General features: G+C 70.4%; 17 protein-coding genes. 11 read left to right on the forward strand and 6 right to left on the reverse strand.

Translation table 11 applies throughout. The annotated features are described in order from the left end of the window. Window positions 1-31: 31 nt before the first annotated feature. The 3 genes from miaB to AOQ53_RS37170 all read right to left on the reverse strand — a co-directional run bounded on the left by miaB (window position 32) and on the right by AOQ53_RS37170 (window position 3,259). A complete protein-coding gene (miaB, locus tag AOQ53_RS37160) occupies window positions 32-1,555 on the reverse strand; it encodes a tRNA (N6-isopentenyl adenosine(37)-C2)-methylthiotransferase MiaB (RefSeq protein ID WP_059424205.1) in 1,524 nt (507 codons plus the stop codon). A gap of 64 nt (window positions 1,556-1,619) precedes the next feature. Then, the gene (locus tag AOQ53_RS37165; protein ID WP_059424207.1) at window positions 1,620-2,312 is read right to left on the reverse strand and encodes a response regulator; all 693 of its coding nucleotides are present in this window, start codon (window positions 2,310-2,312) and stop codon (window positions 1,620-1,622) included. Further along, the gene (locus AOQ53_RS37170) at window positions 2,312-3,259 is read right to left on the reverse strand and encodes a sensor histidine kinase (protein WP_059424209.1); all 948 of its coding nucleotides are present in this window, start codon (window positions 3,257-3,259) and stop codon (window positions 2,312-2,314) included. Before AOQ53_RS37170 ends, AOQ53_RS37165 begins: the two co-directional genes overlap by 1 nt. Window positions 3,260-3,511: 252 nt before the next feature. Here AOQ53_RS37170 and AOQ53_RS37175 point away from each other — a divergent pair, with 252 nt between their 5' ends. Next, complete coding sequence (locus AOQ53_RS37175) at window positions 3,512-3,997, forward strand: cation:proton antiporter regulatory subunit (protein WP_059424211.1); 486 nt, start codon at window positions 3,512-3,514, stop codon at window positions 3,995-3,997. Between the two features lie 4 nt (window positions 3,998-4,001). Beyond that, window positions 4,002-5,225 (forward strand): cation:proton antiporter, encoded by a 1,224-nt coding sequence (locus AOQ53_RS37180; RefSeq protein ID WP_059424213.1) that lies wholly within the window; start codon window positions 4,002-4,004, stop codon window positions 5,223-5,225. Between the two features lie 314 nt (window positions 5,226-5,539). Here AOQ53_RS37180 and AOQ53_RS37185 read toward each other — a convergent pair whose 3' ends face one another. Beyond that, complete coding sequence (locus tag AOQ53_RS37185) at window positions 5,540-5,947, reverse strand: pyrophosphohydrolase domain-containing protein (protein WP_059424215.1); 408 nt, start codon at window positions 5,945-5,947, stop codon at window positions 5,540-5,542. A 109-nt stretch (window positions 5,948-6,056) separates the two neighbouring features. Between AOQ53_RS37185 and AOQ53_RS37190 the strand changes: the two genes are divergently transcribed. Then, on the forward strand, window positions 6,057-7,058 hold the full coding sequence (locus tag AOQ53_RS37190; protein WP_059424217.1) for a TAXI family TRAP transporter solute-binding subunit: 1,002 nt from the start codon (window positions 6,057-6,059) through the stop codon (window positions 7,056-7,058). A gap of 51 nt (window positions 7,059-7,109) precedes the next feature. Here AOQ53_RS37190 and AOQ53_RS37195 read toward each other — a convergent pair whose 3' ends face one another. Beyond that, entirely contained in the window at window positions 7,110-8,513 is a 1,404-nt protein-coding gene (locus AOQ53_RS37195) for a sensor histidine kinase (RefSeq protein WP_059424219.1), read from the reverse strand. 9 nt (window positions 8,514-8,522) lie between these two features. Then, complete coding sequence (locus AOQ53_RS37200) at window positions 8,523-9,209, reverse strand: response regulator transcription factor (protein WP_059424221.1); 687 nt, start codon at window positions 9,207-9,209, stop codon at window positions 8,523-8,525. A 290-nt stretch (window positions 9,210-9,499) separates the two neighbouring features. Between AOQ53_RS37200 and AOQ53_RS37205 the strand changes: the two genes are divergently transcribed. The 8 genes from AOQ53_RS37205 to AOQ53_RS37235 all read left to right on the forward strand — a co-directional run bounded on the left by AOQ53_RS37205 (window position 9,500) and on the right by AOQ53_RS37235 (window position 16,111). Continuing rightward, window positions 9,500-10,276, forward strand: coding sequence for an amino acid ABC transporter ATP-binding protein (locus AOQ53_RS37205; RefSeq protein WP_059424223.1), 777 nt, complete (start codon window positions 9,500-9,502; stop codon window positions 10,274-10,276). A 75-nt stretch (window positions 10,277-10,351) separates the two neighbouring features. Continuing rightward, window positions 10,352-11,197 carry a glutamate ABC transporter substrate-binding protein gene (locus tag AOQ53_RS37210; RefSeq protein WP_174523411.1) on the forward strand — a complete coding sequence of 282 codons (846 nt, stop codon included), beginning with the start codon at window positions 10,352-10,354 and terminating at the stop codon, window positions 11,195-11,197. Between the two features lie 133 nt (window positions 11,198-11,330). Then, window positions 11,331-12,008 (forward strand): amino acid ABC transporter permease, encoded by a 678-nt coding sequence (locus AOQ53_RS37215; protein WP_059424227.1) that lies wholly within the window; start codon window positions 11,331-11,333, stop codon window positions 12,006-12,008. Next, complete coding sequence (locus AOQ53_RS37220; RefSeq protein WP_059424229.1) at window positions 12,005-12,913, forward strand: amino acid ABC transporter permease; 909 nt, start codon at window positions 12,005-12,007, stop codon at window positions 12,911-12,913. Before AOQ53_RS37215 ends, AOQ53_RS37220 begins: the two co-directional genes overlap by 4 nt. A gap of 281 nt (window positions 12,914-13,194) precedes the next feature. Further along, entirely contained in the window at window positions 13,195-14,802 is a 1,608-nt protein-coding gene (locus AOQ53_RS37225) for an FAD-dependent monooxygenase (RefSeq protein WP_059424231.1), read from the forward strand. Between the two features lie 119 nt (window positions 14,803-14,921). Further along, window positions 14,922-14,993, forward strand: coding sequence for a putative leader peptide (locus AOQ53_RS47890; RefSeq protein ID WP_309544753.1), 72 nt, complete (start codon window positions 14,922-14,924; stop codon window positions 14,991-14,993). Window positions 14,994-15,092: 99 nt separating this feature from the next. Further along, on the forward strand, window positions 15,093-15,668 hold the full coding sequence (locus AOQ53_RS37230; protein ID WP_059424232.1) for a cupin domain-containing protein: 576 nt from the start codon (window positions 15,093-15,095) through the stop codon (window positions 15,666-15,668). 17 nt (window positions 15,669-15,685) lie between these two features. Then, a complete protein-coding gene (locus tag AOQ53_RS37235; protein WP_174523412.1) occupies window positions 15,686-16,111 on the forward strand; it encodes a rhodanese-like domain-containing protein in 426 nt (141 codons plus the stop codon). The last annotated feature ends 34 nt before the right edge of the window (window positions 16,112-16,145 follow it).

Here is a 16,145-nt window from a genome sequence, read left to right on the forward strand (position 1 = left end):
ACGCGGCCGCAGCTCGCCTCAGCGGCTCGGCTCAGTCGCTGCCGCAGCCGCCCGCCGCCACCGGGAGAGGCTCGGGGACGCCGATCTTCGGCAGGCCCAGGAGCACTCCGGCCGACTGGGCCGGCTTGCCCTCCTTCTCGGCGTTGCGCTTCTCCCAGGCGTCACCCGCGCGCGTGCGGCGCACGTCCAGCACGGTGCCCTCGGCGAGCAGGTGGTGCGGGGCGGCGTAGGTGATCTCGACCGTGACCACGTCGCCGGGGCGGACCTCCTGGTCCGGCTTGGTGAAGTGGACGAGGCGGTTGTCGGGGGCGCGGCCGGACAGGCGGTGCGTGGTGTCGTCCTTGCGGCCCTCGCCCTCGGCGACCATCAGCTCCAGCGTCCGGCCGACCTGCTTCTTGTTCTCCTCCCAGGAGATCTCCTCCTGGAGGGCGACGAGACGCTCGTAGCGCTCCTGGACGACCTTCTTGGGGATCTGGCCGTCCATCTCGGCGGCCGGGGTGCCCGGGCGCTTGGAGTACTGGAAGGTGAAGGCCTGGGCGAAGCGGGCCTCGCGCACCACGTGCAGCGTCTGCTCGAAGTCCTCGTCGGTCTCGCCGGGGAAGCCCACGATGATGTCGGTGCTGATCGCCGCGTGCGGGATGGCGGCGCGGACCTTCTCGATGATCCCCAGGTAGCGCTCCTGACGGTAGGAGCGGCGCATGGCCTTCAGGACCGTGTCCGAGCCGGACTGGAGCGGCATGTGCAGCTGCGGCATCACGTTCGGCGTCTCGGCCATGGCGGCGATGACGTCGTCGGTGAAGTCGCGCGGGTGCGGGGAGGTGAAGCGGACGCGCTCCAGGCCCTCGATCTTCCCGCAGGCGCGCAGGAGCTTGCTGAAGGCCTCGCGGTCTCCGATGTCGGAGCCGTACGCGTTGACGTTCTGCCCGAGGAGCGTGATCTCGGAGACGCCCTCGGCGACCAGGGTCTCGATCTCGGCGAGGATGTCGCCGGGGCGGCGGTCCTTCTCCTTGCCGCGCAGGGCCGGGACGATGCAGAAGGTGCAGGTGTTGTTGCAGCCGACGGAGATGGAGACCCAGGCCGCGTACGCGCTCTCGCGCCGCGTCGGCAGCGTCGAGGGGAACGCCTCCAGCGACTCGGCGATCTCGACCTGCGCTTCCTCCTGCACGCGTGCGCGTTCCAGCAGGACCGGCAGCTTGCCGATGTTGTGCGTGCCGAAGACGACGTCCACCCAGGGCGCCTTCTTCACGATGGTGTCGCGGTCCTTCTGCGCCAGACAGCCGCCGACGGCGATCTGCATGCCGGGGCGGGCGGCCTTCTTGGGCGCCAGGTGACCGAGATTGCCGTAGAGCTTGTTGTCGGCGTTCTCACGCACGGCGCAGGTGTTGAAGACGACGACGTCGGCCGCGTCGGCGCCTTCGGGGGCGCGGACGTAGCCCGCGTCCTCCAGCAGACCGGCCAATCGCTCGGAGTCGTGGACGTTCATCTGGCACCCGTAGGTGCGTACCTCATATGTGCGCGTGCCGCCCACTGACTGGCTCCGGTCGATGCTGCTCATGGGGACAAGGGTAGGCGGTCGACGGAGGTGGCTCGGTCGCCTGTGGACAACCCGGGACCCGGGCTCACGCCTCTATGAGACCGGCGCGGATCGCGTACCTGGTCAGCTCCAGACGATCGCGCATGCCGAGCTTCTGGAGGAGGTTGGCGCGGTGGCGTTCGACCGTCTTGGCGCTGATGAAGAGGAGTTCGCCGATCTCCTTGGAGGTGTGGCCCTCGGCGACCAGCTTGAGGATCTCCTCCTCGCGTTCGGTGATGGCGCGTTCCGGCAGGCCGTCGCCCCGGTGCAGCCGCTCCAGGTAGGAGCGGACGAGGGCCCGCTCGGCGCCCGGGTAGATGAACGGCTCGTCGCGCACGGCCGCCCGGCAGGCCTCGACCAGGTCACGGTCGGCGACGGACTTGAGGACGTAGCCGCTGGCTCCGGCCCTGAGCGCCTCGAAGAAGTACTCCTCGTTGTCGTACATCGTCAGGATCAGGATGTGCAGCGCGGGCAGTCGGCGGGAGAGTTCGCGGGCCGCCTGGAGACCGGTCATGCGGGGCATGGCGACGTCCAGGACGGCCAGGTCGACGGCGGTGTCGCGGGCGCGGGCGACGGCCTCGGCCCCGTCCCCGGCCTCGGCCACGACCGTCAGGTCGGGCTCCCCGTCCAGGATGAGGCGCACTCCCCGGCGGACGAGGGTGTGGTCGTCGGCGAGCAGGACGCGGATCGGGGGCCGGGTGGTGGTCGGCGGGCTTCCCGGCGTCACCGGTGTGGACATCAGCGTGCTCCTTCCGGCACCGGTACGCGCAGGCGTACGTCGGTGCCCCGGCCGGGGGCCGGGTCGAGGGTGAGGGCGGCTCCGATCAGGAGGGCGCGTTCGCGCATGCCGGTGATGCCGGCGCCCTCCGGGGCGTCACCGAGGCCGGTGCCGTTGTCGCGTACGAGGAGTTCGACGCCGCCGGGGACCGGCCGGAGGCGGAGTTCGGCACGGTCGGCACCGGCGTGCCGGGCGGTGTTGGTCAGGCCTTCCTGGGCCACTCGGTAGACGACGAGTTCCGATTCGGGGGTCAGGGCGGGGAGGTCGCCGGTGACGTGGTGGCGCACGGTCAGCCCGTGGGTCGTGAACTCGGCGGCCAGCGAGCGCAGGGCGCTGGCCAGGCCGAGTTCCTCCAGCACGCCGGGGCGCAGCCGGCGGGCGATACGGCGGATCTCGTCCAGGCCGGCCCGGGTCGCCTCCTGCGCCTGGCCGACCTCCTCGCGCAGGTCCTCGGGCGCCCGGTCCGCGACGCGCTTGAGCTGGAGGAGGACGGCGGTCAGGGTCTGCCCGACCTCGTCATGGAGCTCCCGGGCGATCCGGTGCCGTTCGCTCTCCTGTGCGGACAGCGCCCGGGCGGCGCCCGCAGCCCGCTCGGCCTCCAGCCGGTCGAGCATCGCGTTGTACGTCGTGATCAGCCCGGCCGTCTCCGCGGGTCCGGCGACCACCGGGCGGGAGCCCGGGCGCAGCAGGTCCACGGTGGCCATGGCCCGGTCCAGCCGTTGCAGGGGCCCGAGGCCGAAGCGCAGCACGAGCGCGTTGCCGGCGAGCAGCACCGCCAGGCCGCCGAGCAGCACGAGCGCCTCGCCCGCCAGGACGGGGGTCGACACGGTGACCGGGCCGAGCAGCAACGCGGTGGCCACGACCAGGCCGGCCGCGTTGAGCGAGAAGATCCGCCAGAACAGCGACACGTTCCTGGATCCGCTCCTTCCGGCTTTGGCGTACGACCCCGCCTTCGCGTACGACCCGGCCCTCGCGTACGGCCCGGCCTTCGCGTATGACATCGCCCCCTCCACCCTCTCCGGCGACCGACCGCTGCGTATATCCGTCACGACACCCATGTCGTCACCGTACGGCTGGATGACAGCATGCGGACTTGACCCGTCCATTGGTCGACACCGTTCACCAGACCGACAAGAGCCAAACGAACAAGGGGAAGAAACGTGTCAGCTCCGCGCCTGAGGGCGACGCCGCTGCCGGGCATCGGGGTCCAGTACGACCTGGAGACCCGGGAACACCGCCATCTGTCGGTGGTGGCGCACCGCGACGGCACGCGCACGGTGAACGTGTACCGGGCCGACGATCCCGACTCCTGCGCGCACTCCCTGCGACTGTCCAGCTCGGAGGCGGGTTCGCTGATCGACGCGCTGAAGCCGTCCCACCACAGCCCGAGTCTGCTGTACACCACGGACCTAGGGCTGGTCGCCGAGCGGATCGAGGTGGCCTCGACCTCGCACTGGAACGGGCGGGTACTGGGTGACACGCGGATGCGGACGGAGACGGGCGCGTCGGTCGTGGCGGTGCTGCGCCGGGCCGAGGCCATCCCGTCCCCCGCCCCGGACTTCCGGCTGGCGGGCGGTGACACGCTGATCGTCGTCGGCACCCGTGAGGGCGTCGACGCCGCCGCGACGATACTCGGTCGGGAGTGAGCCTGTGCACTCCGCGGTCCTGCTGATCGAGTTCGGTTCCATCATCCTCGGCCTCGGCCTGCTCGGCCGGTTCGCCGGCCGTTTCCGGCTGTCGCCGATACCGCTGTACCTCCTCGCCGGTCTGGCCTTCGGCGAGGGCGGTCTGCTGCCGCTGGGCGCGAGCGAGGAGTTCGTCGCCACCGGCGCCGAGATCGGCGTCATCCTGCTGCTGTTGATGCTGGGCCTCGAGTACACGGCGAGCGATCTGGTCTCCAACCTCAAGACCCACTACCCGTCCGGTCTGGTCGACTGTGCGCTCAACGCTCTGCCGGGGGCGGCGGTGGCGCTGCTGCTCGGCTGGGGGCCGGTGGCCGCCGTCGTCCTGGCCGGTGTCACCTGGATCTCGTCGTCCGGAGTGATCGCGAAGGTCCTCGGCGATCTGGGCCGGGTCGGCAACCGGGAGACGCCGGTGATCCTCAGCGTGCTCGTGCTGGAGGATCTGGCGATGGCGGTGTACCTGCCCATCGTCACGGCGCTGGTGGCGGGAGCCGGGCTGCTGGCCGGCAGCCTGACCCTGGCGATCGCGCTGGGCGCGGCGGGCCTCGTCCTCTTCCTGGCCCTGCGCTACGGCAGGGTCATCTCCCGCTTCGTCTCCAGCGACGACCCGGAAAAGCTACTGCTGGTCGTGCTGGGGCTGACGATCCTGGTCGCGGGTGTGGCGCAGCAGCTCCAGGTGTCGGCGGCGGTGGGTGCCTTCCTGGTGGGCATCGCGCTGTCGGGAGAGGTGGCGGAAGGTGCGCACACTCTTCTCAGCCCTCTGCGTGACCTGTTCGCGGCGGTCTTCTTCGTCTTCTTCGGACTGCACACCGACCCGTCCAGCATCCCGCCGGTTCTGCTGCCCGCCCTGGGCCTGGCCGTCGTCACCGCCCTGACGAAGATCGCCACCGGCTACTGGGCGGCGCGGCGGGCCGGGATCTCCGTCAAGGGCCGCTGGCGGGCGGGCGGTGCGCTGGTGGCCCGTGGCGAGTTCTCGATCGTCATCGCCGGTCTTGCTGTCTCGGCGGGCATCGAACCGTCCCTCGGCCCCCTGGCCACGGCCTACGTGCTCATCCTGGTCGTCCTGGGCCCCCTCACCGCCCGCTACACGGAGCCCGTGGCGACCTGGTGGAGCCGACGCCGCGAGTCGCCACGGGGTACGGCGGAGACGACGCCCCGGACCAAGGAGGCAGACGCGCCGGTGGCCGACTGAGGGGCGGCGCCGGGCAGGGAACAGGGGAGCCGCCGCCGGCCCTGACGGGCTGACGGCCGCCGTCGGCCCTGGCGGCCGTCAGCCACCGGACAGGGAAGCCACCGCGCACGCTTGCGGCCGTCGGCCGCCGGCCGCCGGACAGAGGCGCAACCGCACACCCGGGCAGCCGGGCAGCCGCCGGACGAGGGAACCAGCGCCCGCCCGGCAGCCACCAGGCGTCGGACAAGGGAGCCACCCGCTCACCCGGGCAGCCGTAAAGCGCCGGACAAGGGAGACACCGGGAGCCACCGGGAGCCACCGGCCCGGGCCGCGGCTCAGGCGCCGGCGGCCGGCTCCCACCCCTGCTTCCGCAGCACCCCAGTCACATCTGGCGCCTCATAGTGCTCCCCCTTGAGCACCTTTCCGTCCTCGCGGCGGGAGACGGAACCGTCTGGGCCGATCTTGGTCATGTTGGAGCGGTGGATCTCGGCCAGTACCGCGTCGAGGTCGATGCCGTGGACGAGGGCGGTGCCGTAGGCGACGTAGACGACGTCGGCGAGCTCGTGGGCGAGCCGGTCGAGCGGGCCCGTCACCGACACCTCGGCGACCTCCGCGGCCTCCTCCGCGAGGAGTTCACCGCGGTGGGCGGCGAGTTCCGGGGACACCTCCGTCGGGGTACTGCGGGCGTCCAGGCCGAAGGCAAGGTGGAATTCTCGGACCAGGTCTGCGGGCGAGGAGCTCATGGGGGCGACTGTAGTGGCCGCCACTGACACTCCCCTCGCCCCGTGTCCGACCCCATCCCGTGACCCCGCCCCTGGTCAGCGGGGCACCACGGCTGGCAGGATCTCGCGCATGCCCAAGACGTTCCCCCCTCTCGGCAGGCGCCGGGCCCTTCAGGGCGGCGCCGCCTCCCTCGTGGTCCTCGGGCTGCTGCTGTGGTGGCTGCGCCCGTGGGCCCAGGAGCCTCCGGGCGGCACGATCAGGTTCAGCACGGGCACCCAGGCGGGCGTCTACCACGAGTACGGCAAACTCCTGCGCACCGAGATCGACAAGGACATGCCCGATCTGAAAGTGCGGTTGCTGACCAGTGCCGGTTCGCAGGAGAACGTCGCGGACGTGGCGACGGGGAAGGCCGACTTCGCGATCGCCGCGGCCGACGCGGTCGCCACGTACAAGCTCGACAACAGCACGGGCGCCGACCGGCTGCGCGGTGTCGCGCGCCTGTACGACGACTACGCCCAGCTCGTCGTACCACCGGACTCGGACATCCGCTCCATCGCGGACCTGCGCGGCAAGCGCGTGGCCATAGGGTTGCCGAACTCCGGCGTACGGCTGATCGCGAACGGCGTGCTCAAGGCGGCCGGGATCGACCCGGAGAAGGACATCAAGCCGTCGTCGGACGGCATCGACACCGGACCCAAACGGCTGGGACACGGCCTCGACGCGTTCTTCTGGTCGGGCGGACTGCCCACGGACGGGCTCAGCCGGCTGGCCAAGAAGTCGGCGTCGGCCTTCCGCTTCGTGCCGATCGACGTCGGCCTCGTGTCGAAGCTGCACGACCAGGGCGGTGCCACGCGCTACTACCGCGCCACCAAGATGCCCGAGTCGGCCTACCCCACCATCCAGCGCGGCGACCCGGTCCCCACCCTGGCGGTGTCCAACCTGCTGGTCACGCGCAATGACATGGACCCCCGGCTCACCGAGTGGCTGACCCGTACGGTGATCGACAGCCGGGACGGCATCGGCGCGACGGTCCACTCCGCCCAGCTGGTCGACGTCCGCACGGCGATCTACACGGACCCGCTCAAGCTGCACGAGGGGGCCCGGCGCTACTACCGGTCCGTCAAGCCATAGCCCGCCGCCCCCGCCCTCGCCTTCGCTGAGCCGCCCCCGCCCTCGACGTCGCTACGCCGGTCCGACCCTCGGCACCGTCACCGTCACCTTCAGCCCGTGCGGCTCGTGACGGTCGTACGCGATCGAGCCGCCGCCCGCCGCGAGAAGCGCCCGCGAGATGGACAGTCCTAGGCCGGAGCCCTTGATGTTCTGGTGGCGGCTGCTGCGCCAGAAGCGGTCGCCGATGCGGGCCAGTTCCTCGTCGGTGAGGCCGGGACCCTCGTCGGTGACGACCACGGTGGAGGTGTCGCCGTTGGAGGCGACGCTCACCTCGACGGTCCGGCCCTCGGGCGTGAACTTCACCGCGTTGTCGATGACACCGTCCAGCGCGCTGGACAACGCCACCGGGTCGGCCCACGCGGTCGTCGGCGGGCAGTCGCCCACCAGGTGGACGCCCTTGGCCTCGGCGGTCGGGTACCAGGCCGCGACCCGTTCGGCGGCGAGCTCGCCGATGTCGGTGATCTTCAGATCGGCCTCGGTGTGCTCGGCCAGCGCCAGGTCGAGCAGATCGTCCAGGACCTGCGCGAGGCGCTTGCCCTCGGACTGGACGGAGGCGATCTCCTGGTTGCCCTCGGGCAGCTCGAAGGAGAGCAGCTCGATGCGCAGCAGCAGCGCCGCGAGCGGGTTGCGCAGTTGGTGCGAGGCGTCGGCGACGAAGGCGCGCTGCTGCTCCAGCACGTCCTCGACGTTGTCCGCCATCTCGTTGAACGACCGGGCCAGACGCCTGAGCTCCGGCGGACCGCCGGCGGCGGCGACCCGGGACTTCAGCCGCCCCGTGGCGATGTCGTGGGTGGTGGCGTCCAGCACCCGTACGGGCTTGAGCACCCAGCCGGTCAGCCGCAGAGCCGCGCCGACGGCCAGCAGCATCGCGGCGAACTCGCCCGCGCCGATGACCAGCCAGCCGTGCAGCGTGCGGGAGCGCATCTGCCCGGTGGGCGAATCGGTGACGACGACCGCGACGACGTCACCGTCCCGGATGACCGGCGAGGCGACCACGAGGTTGCCCCGCTGCCAGGGCCACACCTGCCGCGGGTCGTGGCTGCGGCGGCTGAGCAACGCCTCGTCGAAGGCGTCACGCACCTCGCCCTGCTCCGGCAGGGACCACTCGGCGGGTGCGTGAGCCATGGCACGGCTGCTGCGGTAGAAGACACCGGCCCGGATGCCGTAGACCTTGTAGTAGCTGTCGAGTTCACTGCTGAGCGTGGCCAGGCGCTCGTTCTCGAACGCGCTGGCGGTCCCGGTGGGCGAATCGGTGACGAACTGGGCGAGAGCGGCGAAGCGGGCCGTGTCGTCGATCCGGTCGACGACGACCTTCTGCTGCTGGGCGCCGGCCAGGCTGACGGCGAGCGGGACGCCGAGCGCGAGCAGTACGGCCGCCATCAGGACGATCAGCAGCGGGAGCAGACGAGTGCGCACCCGGCCCCGCTACCCGGCAGGCGCGACGAGCCGGTAGCCGACTCCGCGTACGGTCTCGATGAGGGCCGGCATGCGCAGCTTGGCGCGCAGGGACGCGACGTGCACCTCCAGGGTGCGCCCGGTCCCCTCCCAGCTGGTCTGCCACACCTCGCTGATGATCTGCTCCCGGCGGAAGACCACCCCGGGCCGCTGCGCGAGCAGGGCCAGGAGGTCGAACTCCTTGCGGGTCAGCTGGATCACGGTTCCGTCCACGCTGACCCGGCGCGTGGGCAGCTCGATGTGCACCGGGCCGAGGCGCAGTTCCGTCTCGATGCCGCTGGAGGTGTCCTCGTGGGAGGTGCGCCGGCTCACGGCGTGGATACGGGCGAGCAGTTCCCCGGTGTCGTACGGCTTCACCACGTAGTCGTCGGCGCCGAGATTGAGGCCGTGGATGCGGGAGCGCACGTCGGAGCGCGCGGTGACCATGATGACCGGCGTGCTGGTGCGCTTGCGGATCTTGCCGCAGACCTCGTATCCGTCCTGGTCGGGCAGGCCCAGGTCGAGCAGGACGACACCGAAGCCGTCGACTTCGGGGACCAGCGCCTGAAGGGCCTCCTCGCCACTGCGCGCGTGCGTGACGTCGAACCCGTGCCGTGCCAGAACCGCCGACAGGGCGGCGGCGACATGGTTGTCGTCCTCGACGAGCAGCAGTCTCATCCGGGCCCCCTTCGGTTAACTGGCCGTACGATCTGGATGTGTACGAAAAAGCGTGCACGCGCGCGCGTGCACCTTGTGCAGTCACGCTGATGGATGAGGACGGCGTCAAGAGGGTTCCGGTTGCGGAGAGCTTCCGTTACCCGGCCGATATGAGCGCTGCTCACAAGTGCTACGACGCGTGTCCGATTGCTATCGGATCGTGATGCTCAGATTCCCCTCAGATGTAATGACGCAGGTCGTAGAGGGTCACTACTGTCCTCCGAAACCGAGGAGGACGGAGCCTGAGAGCGATGACCGAAGTATCGGTGGCCAAGGAAGATGTGGCCGCGACCGGAGAACTGGTCGTCCTGAAGAGCGTCAACAAGCACTTCGGCGCGTTGCACGTACTCCAGGACATCGACCTGACGATCGCCCGCGGCGAAGTCGTCGTGGTCATCGGACCTTCCGGGTCCGGCAAGTCCACCCTGTGCCGCACCATCAACCGGCTGGAGACGATCGACTCCGGCACGATCGAGATCGACGGCAAGCCGCTGCCCGCCGAGGGCAAGGGACTCGCCCGGCTGCGGGCCGACGTCGGGATGGTCTTCCAGTCCTTCAACCTCTTCGCGCACAAGACCGTGCTCGAGAACGTGACGCTCGGCCAGGTCAAGGTCCGCAAGAAGGACAAGAAGGCGGCCGAGGAGCGGGCCCGGGCCCTACTCGACCGGGTCGGCGTGGCCGCGCAGGCCGAGAAGTACCCGGCACAGCTCTCCGGCGGCCAGCAGCAGCGCGTCGCGATCGCGCGGGCGCTGGCCATGGAGCCGAAGGTCATGCTCTTCGACGAGCCGACCTCCGCGCTCGACCCCGAGATGATCAACGAGGTGCTGGAGGTCATGCAGCAGCTCGCCCGCGACGGCATGACCATGATCGTCGTTACCCATGAGATGGGTTTCGCACGATCGGCCGCAAACCGCGTGGTGTTCATGGCGGACGGCCGAATCGTCGAGGAGGCTGCGCCCGACCAGTTCTTCAGCAATCCGCGCAGCGACCGTGCCAAGGACTTCCTGTCGAAGATCCTGCACCACTAGGGCGCGCGTCGCTCCTGCGACGACCCGCGTCACCCGAAACGACGGTTTTTCTCTTCACGGCAAAGGATGTTCACCATGAAGCTCCGCAAGGTCTCCGCCGCGGCCGCCACCGCTCTCGTTCTCGCCCTGACCGCTACCGCCTGTGGTGGCGACGACGGCGGTGACTCCAACGGCTCCGGCTCCGGCGGCGGTGACAAGATCAAGATCGGCATCAAGTACGACCAGCCCGGTCTGGGCCTGAAGGAGCCCGACGGTTCCTTCTCCGGCTTCGACGTGGACGTGGCGACGTACGTGGCCAAGGAACTGGGCTACGAGCCCAACCAGATCGAGTGGGTCGAGACCAAGAGCGCCGACCGTGAGAACGCGCTGGCCCGCGGCGACGTGAAGATGATCGCGGCCACGTACTCGATCACCGACGAGCGCAAGCAGAAGGTCGACTTCGCCGGTCCGTACCTGCTGGCCCACCAGGACCTGCTGGTGAAGAAGGACTCGGACATCACCAAGGGCACGGACCTCAACGGCAAGAAGCTCTGCTCGGTCGTCGGCTCCACCTCGGCACAGAACGTCGCGGACAAGATCGCCCCCAAGGCCCAGCTGAGTGAGCGCGGCGGCTACTCCGAGTGCCTCGCGGCCCTGCAGAACGGCCAGGTCGACGCCCTGACCACGGACGACTCGATCCTCGCCGGTTACGCGGCCCAGGACCAGTACAAGGGGCAGTTCAAGCTCGCCGGCCTGAAGCTGAGCAACGAGAACTACGGCATCGGTGTCAAGAAGGGCGACACCGCGACCGTGGACAAGATCAACAAGGCGCTGGAGAAGATGGTCAGCGACGACTCCTGGCAGAAGGCCGTCGACAAGAACTTCGGCCCGGCCAACTACAAGAACGAGCAAGCGCCGAAGATCGGCCAGATCGTCAAGTAACGCGGGACTCCGCCGACGCAGGATCCCCCGCGGTCGACGCGGGGATCTGCAGGCGCGCCGCCGTCCGCCGCTTCTCCGGCGGCGGCGCGCCACGTCCGCCACGTACGCCACACACCCGGAAGCGCGGGAGATCGTGTTCGACTTTCTTTCAGACTATGACGACCCGACCCTGCTGGGCGCTTTCTGGGTCACGGTGCAGCTCACCGTCCTCTCGGCCGTCGGTTCCCTGATCTGGGGCACCCTGCTGGCGGCCATGCGGGTCAGCCCGGTTCCGCTGATGCGCGGTTTCGGCACCGCCTATGTGAACATCGTCCGTAACACTCCCCTGACCGTCATCATCGTCTTCACCTCGCTCGGCCTCGCCGACATCTTCGCCGTGACGATGGGCGCGCCCGACGACTTCAAGACCAAGTACTTCCGGCTGGCTGTGCTCGGACTCGTCGCCTACACCGCGGCCTTCGTGTGCGAGGCCATCCGCTCCGGCATCAACACGGTGCCCGTCGGACAGGCCGAGGCCGCCCGCGCCATCGGGCTGAGCTTCAGCCAGGTTCTGCGGCTCGTCGTGCTGCCGCAGGCGTTCCGTTCGGTCATCGGCCCGCTGGCCAACGTGCTCATCGCCCTGACCAAGAACACGACCGTGGCGGCCGCGATCGGCGTGGCCGAGGCCGCCCTCCTGATGAAGGAAATGATCGAGAACGAGGCACAGACGGTGCTCATCGGCGCGATCTTCGCCTTCGGTTTCGTGGTACTGACCCTGCCCACCGGCCTGATCCTCGGCTGGCTGAGCAAGCGACTGGCGGTGAAGCGATGACGTCCGTTCTCTACGATGCCCCGGGCCCGAAGGCTAAGCGGCGCAACGTGCTCTTCTCGGTGCTCTTCTTCGTCCTGCTCGCCCTCCTGCTGTGGTGGGTCTGGCAGACGATGGACGACAAGGGCCAGCTGAAGTGGTCCCTGTGGGAGCCGTTCACCACCTCCGAGGCCTGGACGACGTACCTGCTGCCAGGCCTGGCCGACACCCTGAAGGCCGCCGCCCTCTCGATGGTCATTGCCCTCCCGCTGGGCGCTATCCTCGGCATCGCCCGCATGTCCGACCACCGCTGGGTGCGCATCCCGGCCGGCGCGGTAGTCGAGTTCTTCCGGGCCATCCCGGTGCTGCTGCTGATGCTGTTCGCCAACGAGTTCTACGTCCGCTCCACGGGCATCCCCAGCGACGAGCGGCCCCTGTACGCGGTCGTCACCGGTCTGGTGCTCTACAACGCGTCGGTCCTCGCCGAGATCGTCCGCGCGGGCATCCTCTCCCTGCCCAAGGGGCAGTCGGAGGCGGCGATGGCGATCGGCCTGCGCAAGAGCCAGACCATGTCGAGCATCCTGCTCCCGCAGGCCGTCACCGCCATGCTGCCCGCCATCGTCAGCCAGCTGGTCGTCATCGTGAAGGACACGGCGCTGGGCGGCGTGATGCTCGGGTTCACCGAACTGCTCAACACGCGCAGCACGCTCGCGGCCAACTACGCGAACGTCATCCCCAGCTTCATCGTCGTGGCGGTCATCTTCATCGTCCTGAACTTCATCCTCACATCCTTCGCCTCCTGGCTGGAGGGCAGGCTGCGCCGCAGCAAGCGCAGCACGGGTGCTGTTCTCGGTGCCGATAAGGTCGACGACGTGAACGCGGCCGAGGTCGGCGACACCTACGGCACCGGTGCCGAGGGCAGGATCTGACGGCCCAACAACCGGCACGACTGTGGCCCGCCGGTTTTCCGGCGGGCCACAGTCGTGCCGCGACCTGAGCCATCCGGCTCCGGCCAACCCTGACACCCCATCAAGTGACGAGCGTGCCGCCCGGCTACCCTTGGTGCGACGGCATGATCGCCACCGGCCGCCGGTCACTTGACGCAAGCACCGGCAATGGGTTGCATACGTTCTGTGATCGTGCACCCTGCTCCAACTTCCTGTTCACCTACGTCTCTCAGGACAACACCACGGGCAGGGGGCGCCGCGCCGTGGATCCGGTGATCATCGTCGGAGCGGGGCCGGTCGGGCTCACGCTCGCCCTGGCGCTGGCGCGTCAGGAGGTGCCGTGTGTCGTCCTCGACGAGGGGCCGGGCAAGGAAGAACCCCGTGCGGCGCGCACCGTCGTCCTGCGCGAGGACACCGCCGCCCTCATGGAACGGCTGACCGGCGTGCCCCTGTCCCGGGCCGGCGCCCATTGGGCCGGATGGCGGTCGATGCGGCGCAAGCAGGTGATGCGCGAGATCGTTTTCGACGGCACCGAGCCCGCTCCCCTGCACATCGCCCAGCACGTGCTGACCGATGCCCTGCGTGCGGCTCTTTCCGGCGAACGACTCGTCAAGGTCGCGGTGGACAGCCGACTCGACGGCCTCGAACAGGAGTCCTCGGGCGTCACGGCCCACACCCGCGGCTCCAAAGGCACCTGGTGGCGCGGCAGCTACCTGGTCGGTTGCGACGGCCCCCGCTCGACCGTGCGCAAGCTCCAGGACATCCGCTTCCCTGGCCGCACGGCGGTGGAACGTCACGCCGTTGCCGCCCTGCGTACGGAACTGCCCTGGCACGACGAGGCGTTGCTGCACCGCATGCCGCCGTGGCGCATGTCGGGCCCCTCGGCCGGCGAGGTCACCGCGCGCCCGCTGCCGGACGGCGTCTGGCGTCTGGACTGGCTCCTGCCGCCCGGCAAGGACCTGGTCACCCCCGAACTCCTGCTGACCCGCATCCGGGAGACCCTGGCCGGCTGGGCGGGCGGCACGGCCCCGCCGTACGACCTGCTGGACACCGGCGTCCACACGGTCCACCACCGTCTGGCGCGCCGCTGGCGCGCCGACCGCGTCTTCCTCGCCGGGGACGCGGCACACCTGCTCGGCGCGCTGGGCACGCACGGGCTGGACGAGGGCCTCAGGGACGCCGACAACCTCGCCTGGAAGCTGGCCCTGGCCTGGCACCACGGGCCGCACGAGGCACTCCTCGACAGCTACCAGACCGAACGCCGGGCGGTCGTCGCCGCCCGGCTGCGCGCCGCCGACCAGGCACTGCCGCTGCTGCGCGGCGGCGGAGGCCTGCGCTCCTACGTCCCCGGCTCGTCCCGGGGCCACGACGCGCTCCTGACGGACGGTCACTTGGGGCTCGGCCAGCTCGGCGCGCCGGGGGCGTACGCCGACTCGCCCCTCGCTCCCGGACGCCTCGAAGGAGAGACCCCCGTCGACACACCGCCCGGAGCGCCGGTCGCCGACGTACGGGTCACCGCGGAGGACGGCACCTTCGTACGGCTGCGGGACCGGCTCGGCCGCGGCGCCCTGCTCGTAGTGCTGATCGCACCGGGCACGGGCGTGTGGGAGCGCAAGCACTGGGTCGGCGCCGGCATCATGCCCCGGCTCGCGGCCGCGGTCGCGGCACTGCCGCACCCCGCCGAGCTGCTGGTCGCCGAGAGCTATCCGGGTGCTGCCGCGCACACGGTGCTCCTGGTGCGCCCCGACGGGCACCTCGTCACCGCGCTGAGCGGAGTGCGCCCGGACGACCTGTACGCGGCGGCGGAGGCCACGGTGGGCGGACCGGCGAAGGCGCAGGCCGACGCCGGTGCGTCGGCCGGCTCTCGCTGACGTCGACATCAACGTCGTCATCGGGTGACGTGCTCACTGTCACCGTGCGTCCGCATGGTGACAGTGAGTTGACCGGTCCGGGCGGTCATGGTGTACTCCGGTGCGTGACCGACACCTGTGTGCGCCTGTGGCGGAGGGTCCATATGGACCTCGTCCGCTATGCGGGCTGCGTGTGTCGCCCCTCCTGCTGACTTCGCATCCCTCTTCCTCTGTGCGCGCGCCGCGCTCTGTCTGCCGCGGCCGACGCGCCTGACTCGCGAACCCTCATCAGGATCTTCAGGACGGCACCCGTGTCTGTATCCCCTTCCGCATCCCCCGCTGTCTCCTCTTCCGGCTCCGCTTCCGGCTCCTCGTCTGTCTCCTCCGCCGTTTCGGCGCCCACTCAGGCCGACCTCTTCGACTTCGTGCGGCGTACGGCCGCCGACACCGAGCTGATCGCCTCCCTGCCCCTCGACCCGGAGGGCCGCACCTGGGTGCGGCTGGACGGGCCCGGTGGCAGCGAGGCCTGGCTGATCGGCTGGCCGCCCGGCACGGGCACTGGCTGGCACGACCACGCCGACTCCGTCGGCGCCTTCCTGACCGCGTCGGGCGAGCTCAAGGAGTACTCGCTCGCCGCGCGGCTGCCCACCGACGGCTGGAAGACCCTGGAACTCACCGACGGTGTCGACCGCGAACGCCGACTGCCGGCCGGCCAGGGCCGCGCCTTCGGCCGTCACCACGTCCACGAGGTGCTCAACGAATCCCCGTACGCGCACGCGATCTCCGTCCACGCCTACTACCCGCCCCTGCCGCAGATCCGCCGGTACAGCCGCAGCGGGTCGATCCTGCGGCTCGAGCAGGTGGAGCGACCGGAGGACTGGCAGTGAGCGCGACGCACGAGCGGGTGAGTGACGGCAGCAGCGGCGGCGATGGCAGCGGCCGTGTCCAGCGTGCCGTCGGCATCGACGAGTTGCTGGAGCGCGTACGGGCGGGCTACGAGCGGATCGAGCCGCAGGAGGCGTACGAGGCCGCTCGCGCCGGTGACGCGCTGCTGGTGGACATCCGCTACGCGGCCCTGCGCGAACGGGACGGTCTGATCCCGGACGCCCTCGTCGTCGAGCGCAACGAGCTGGAGTGGCGCCTCGACCCGCAGGGCAGCCATCGTCTCCCGGAGGCCACGAGCCACGCCCTGCGCGTCGTCGTGATCTGCAACGAGGGGTACGCCTCCAGCCTGGCGGTCCAGTCCCTGCACCAGCTGGGACTGCGTGGGGCCACCGATCTGGTCGGCGGGTTCCAGGCTTGGCGGGCGGCGGGGCTGCCGGTGGTGTGATCGCGGGGCTCGACAGCGGGCGCAGGCCCATGAG

This window comes from Streptomyces azureus, from assembly GCF_001270025.1.
In the GTDB taxonomy this organism is placed as follows: domain Bacteria; phylum Actinomycetota; class Actinomycetes; order Streptomycetales; family Streptomycetaceae; genus Streptomyces; species Streptomyces azureus.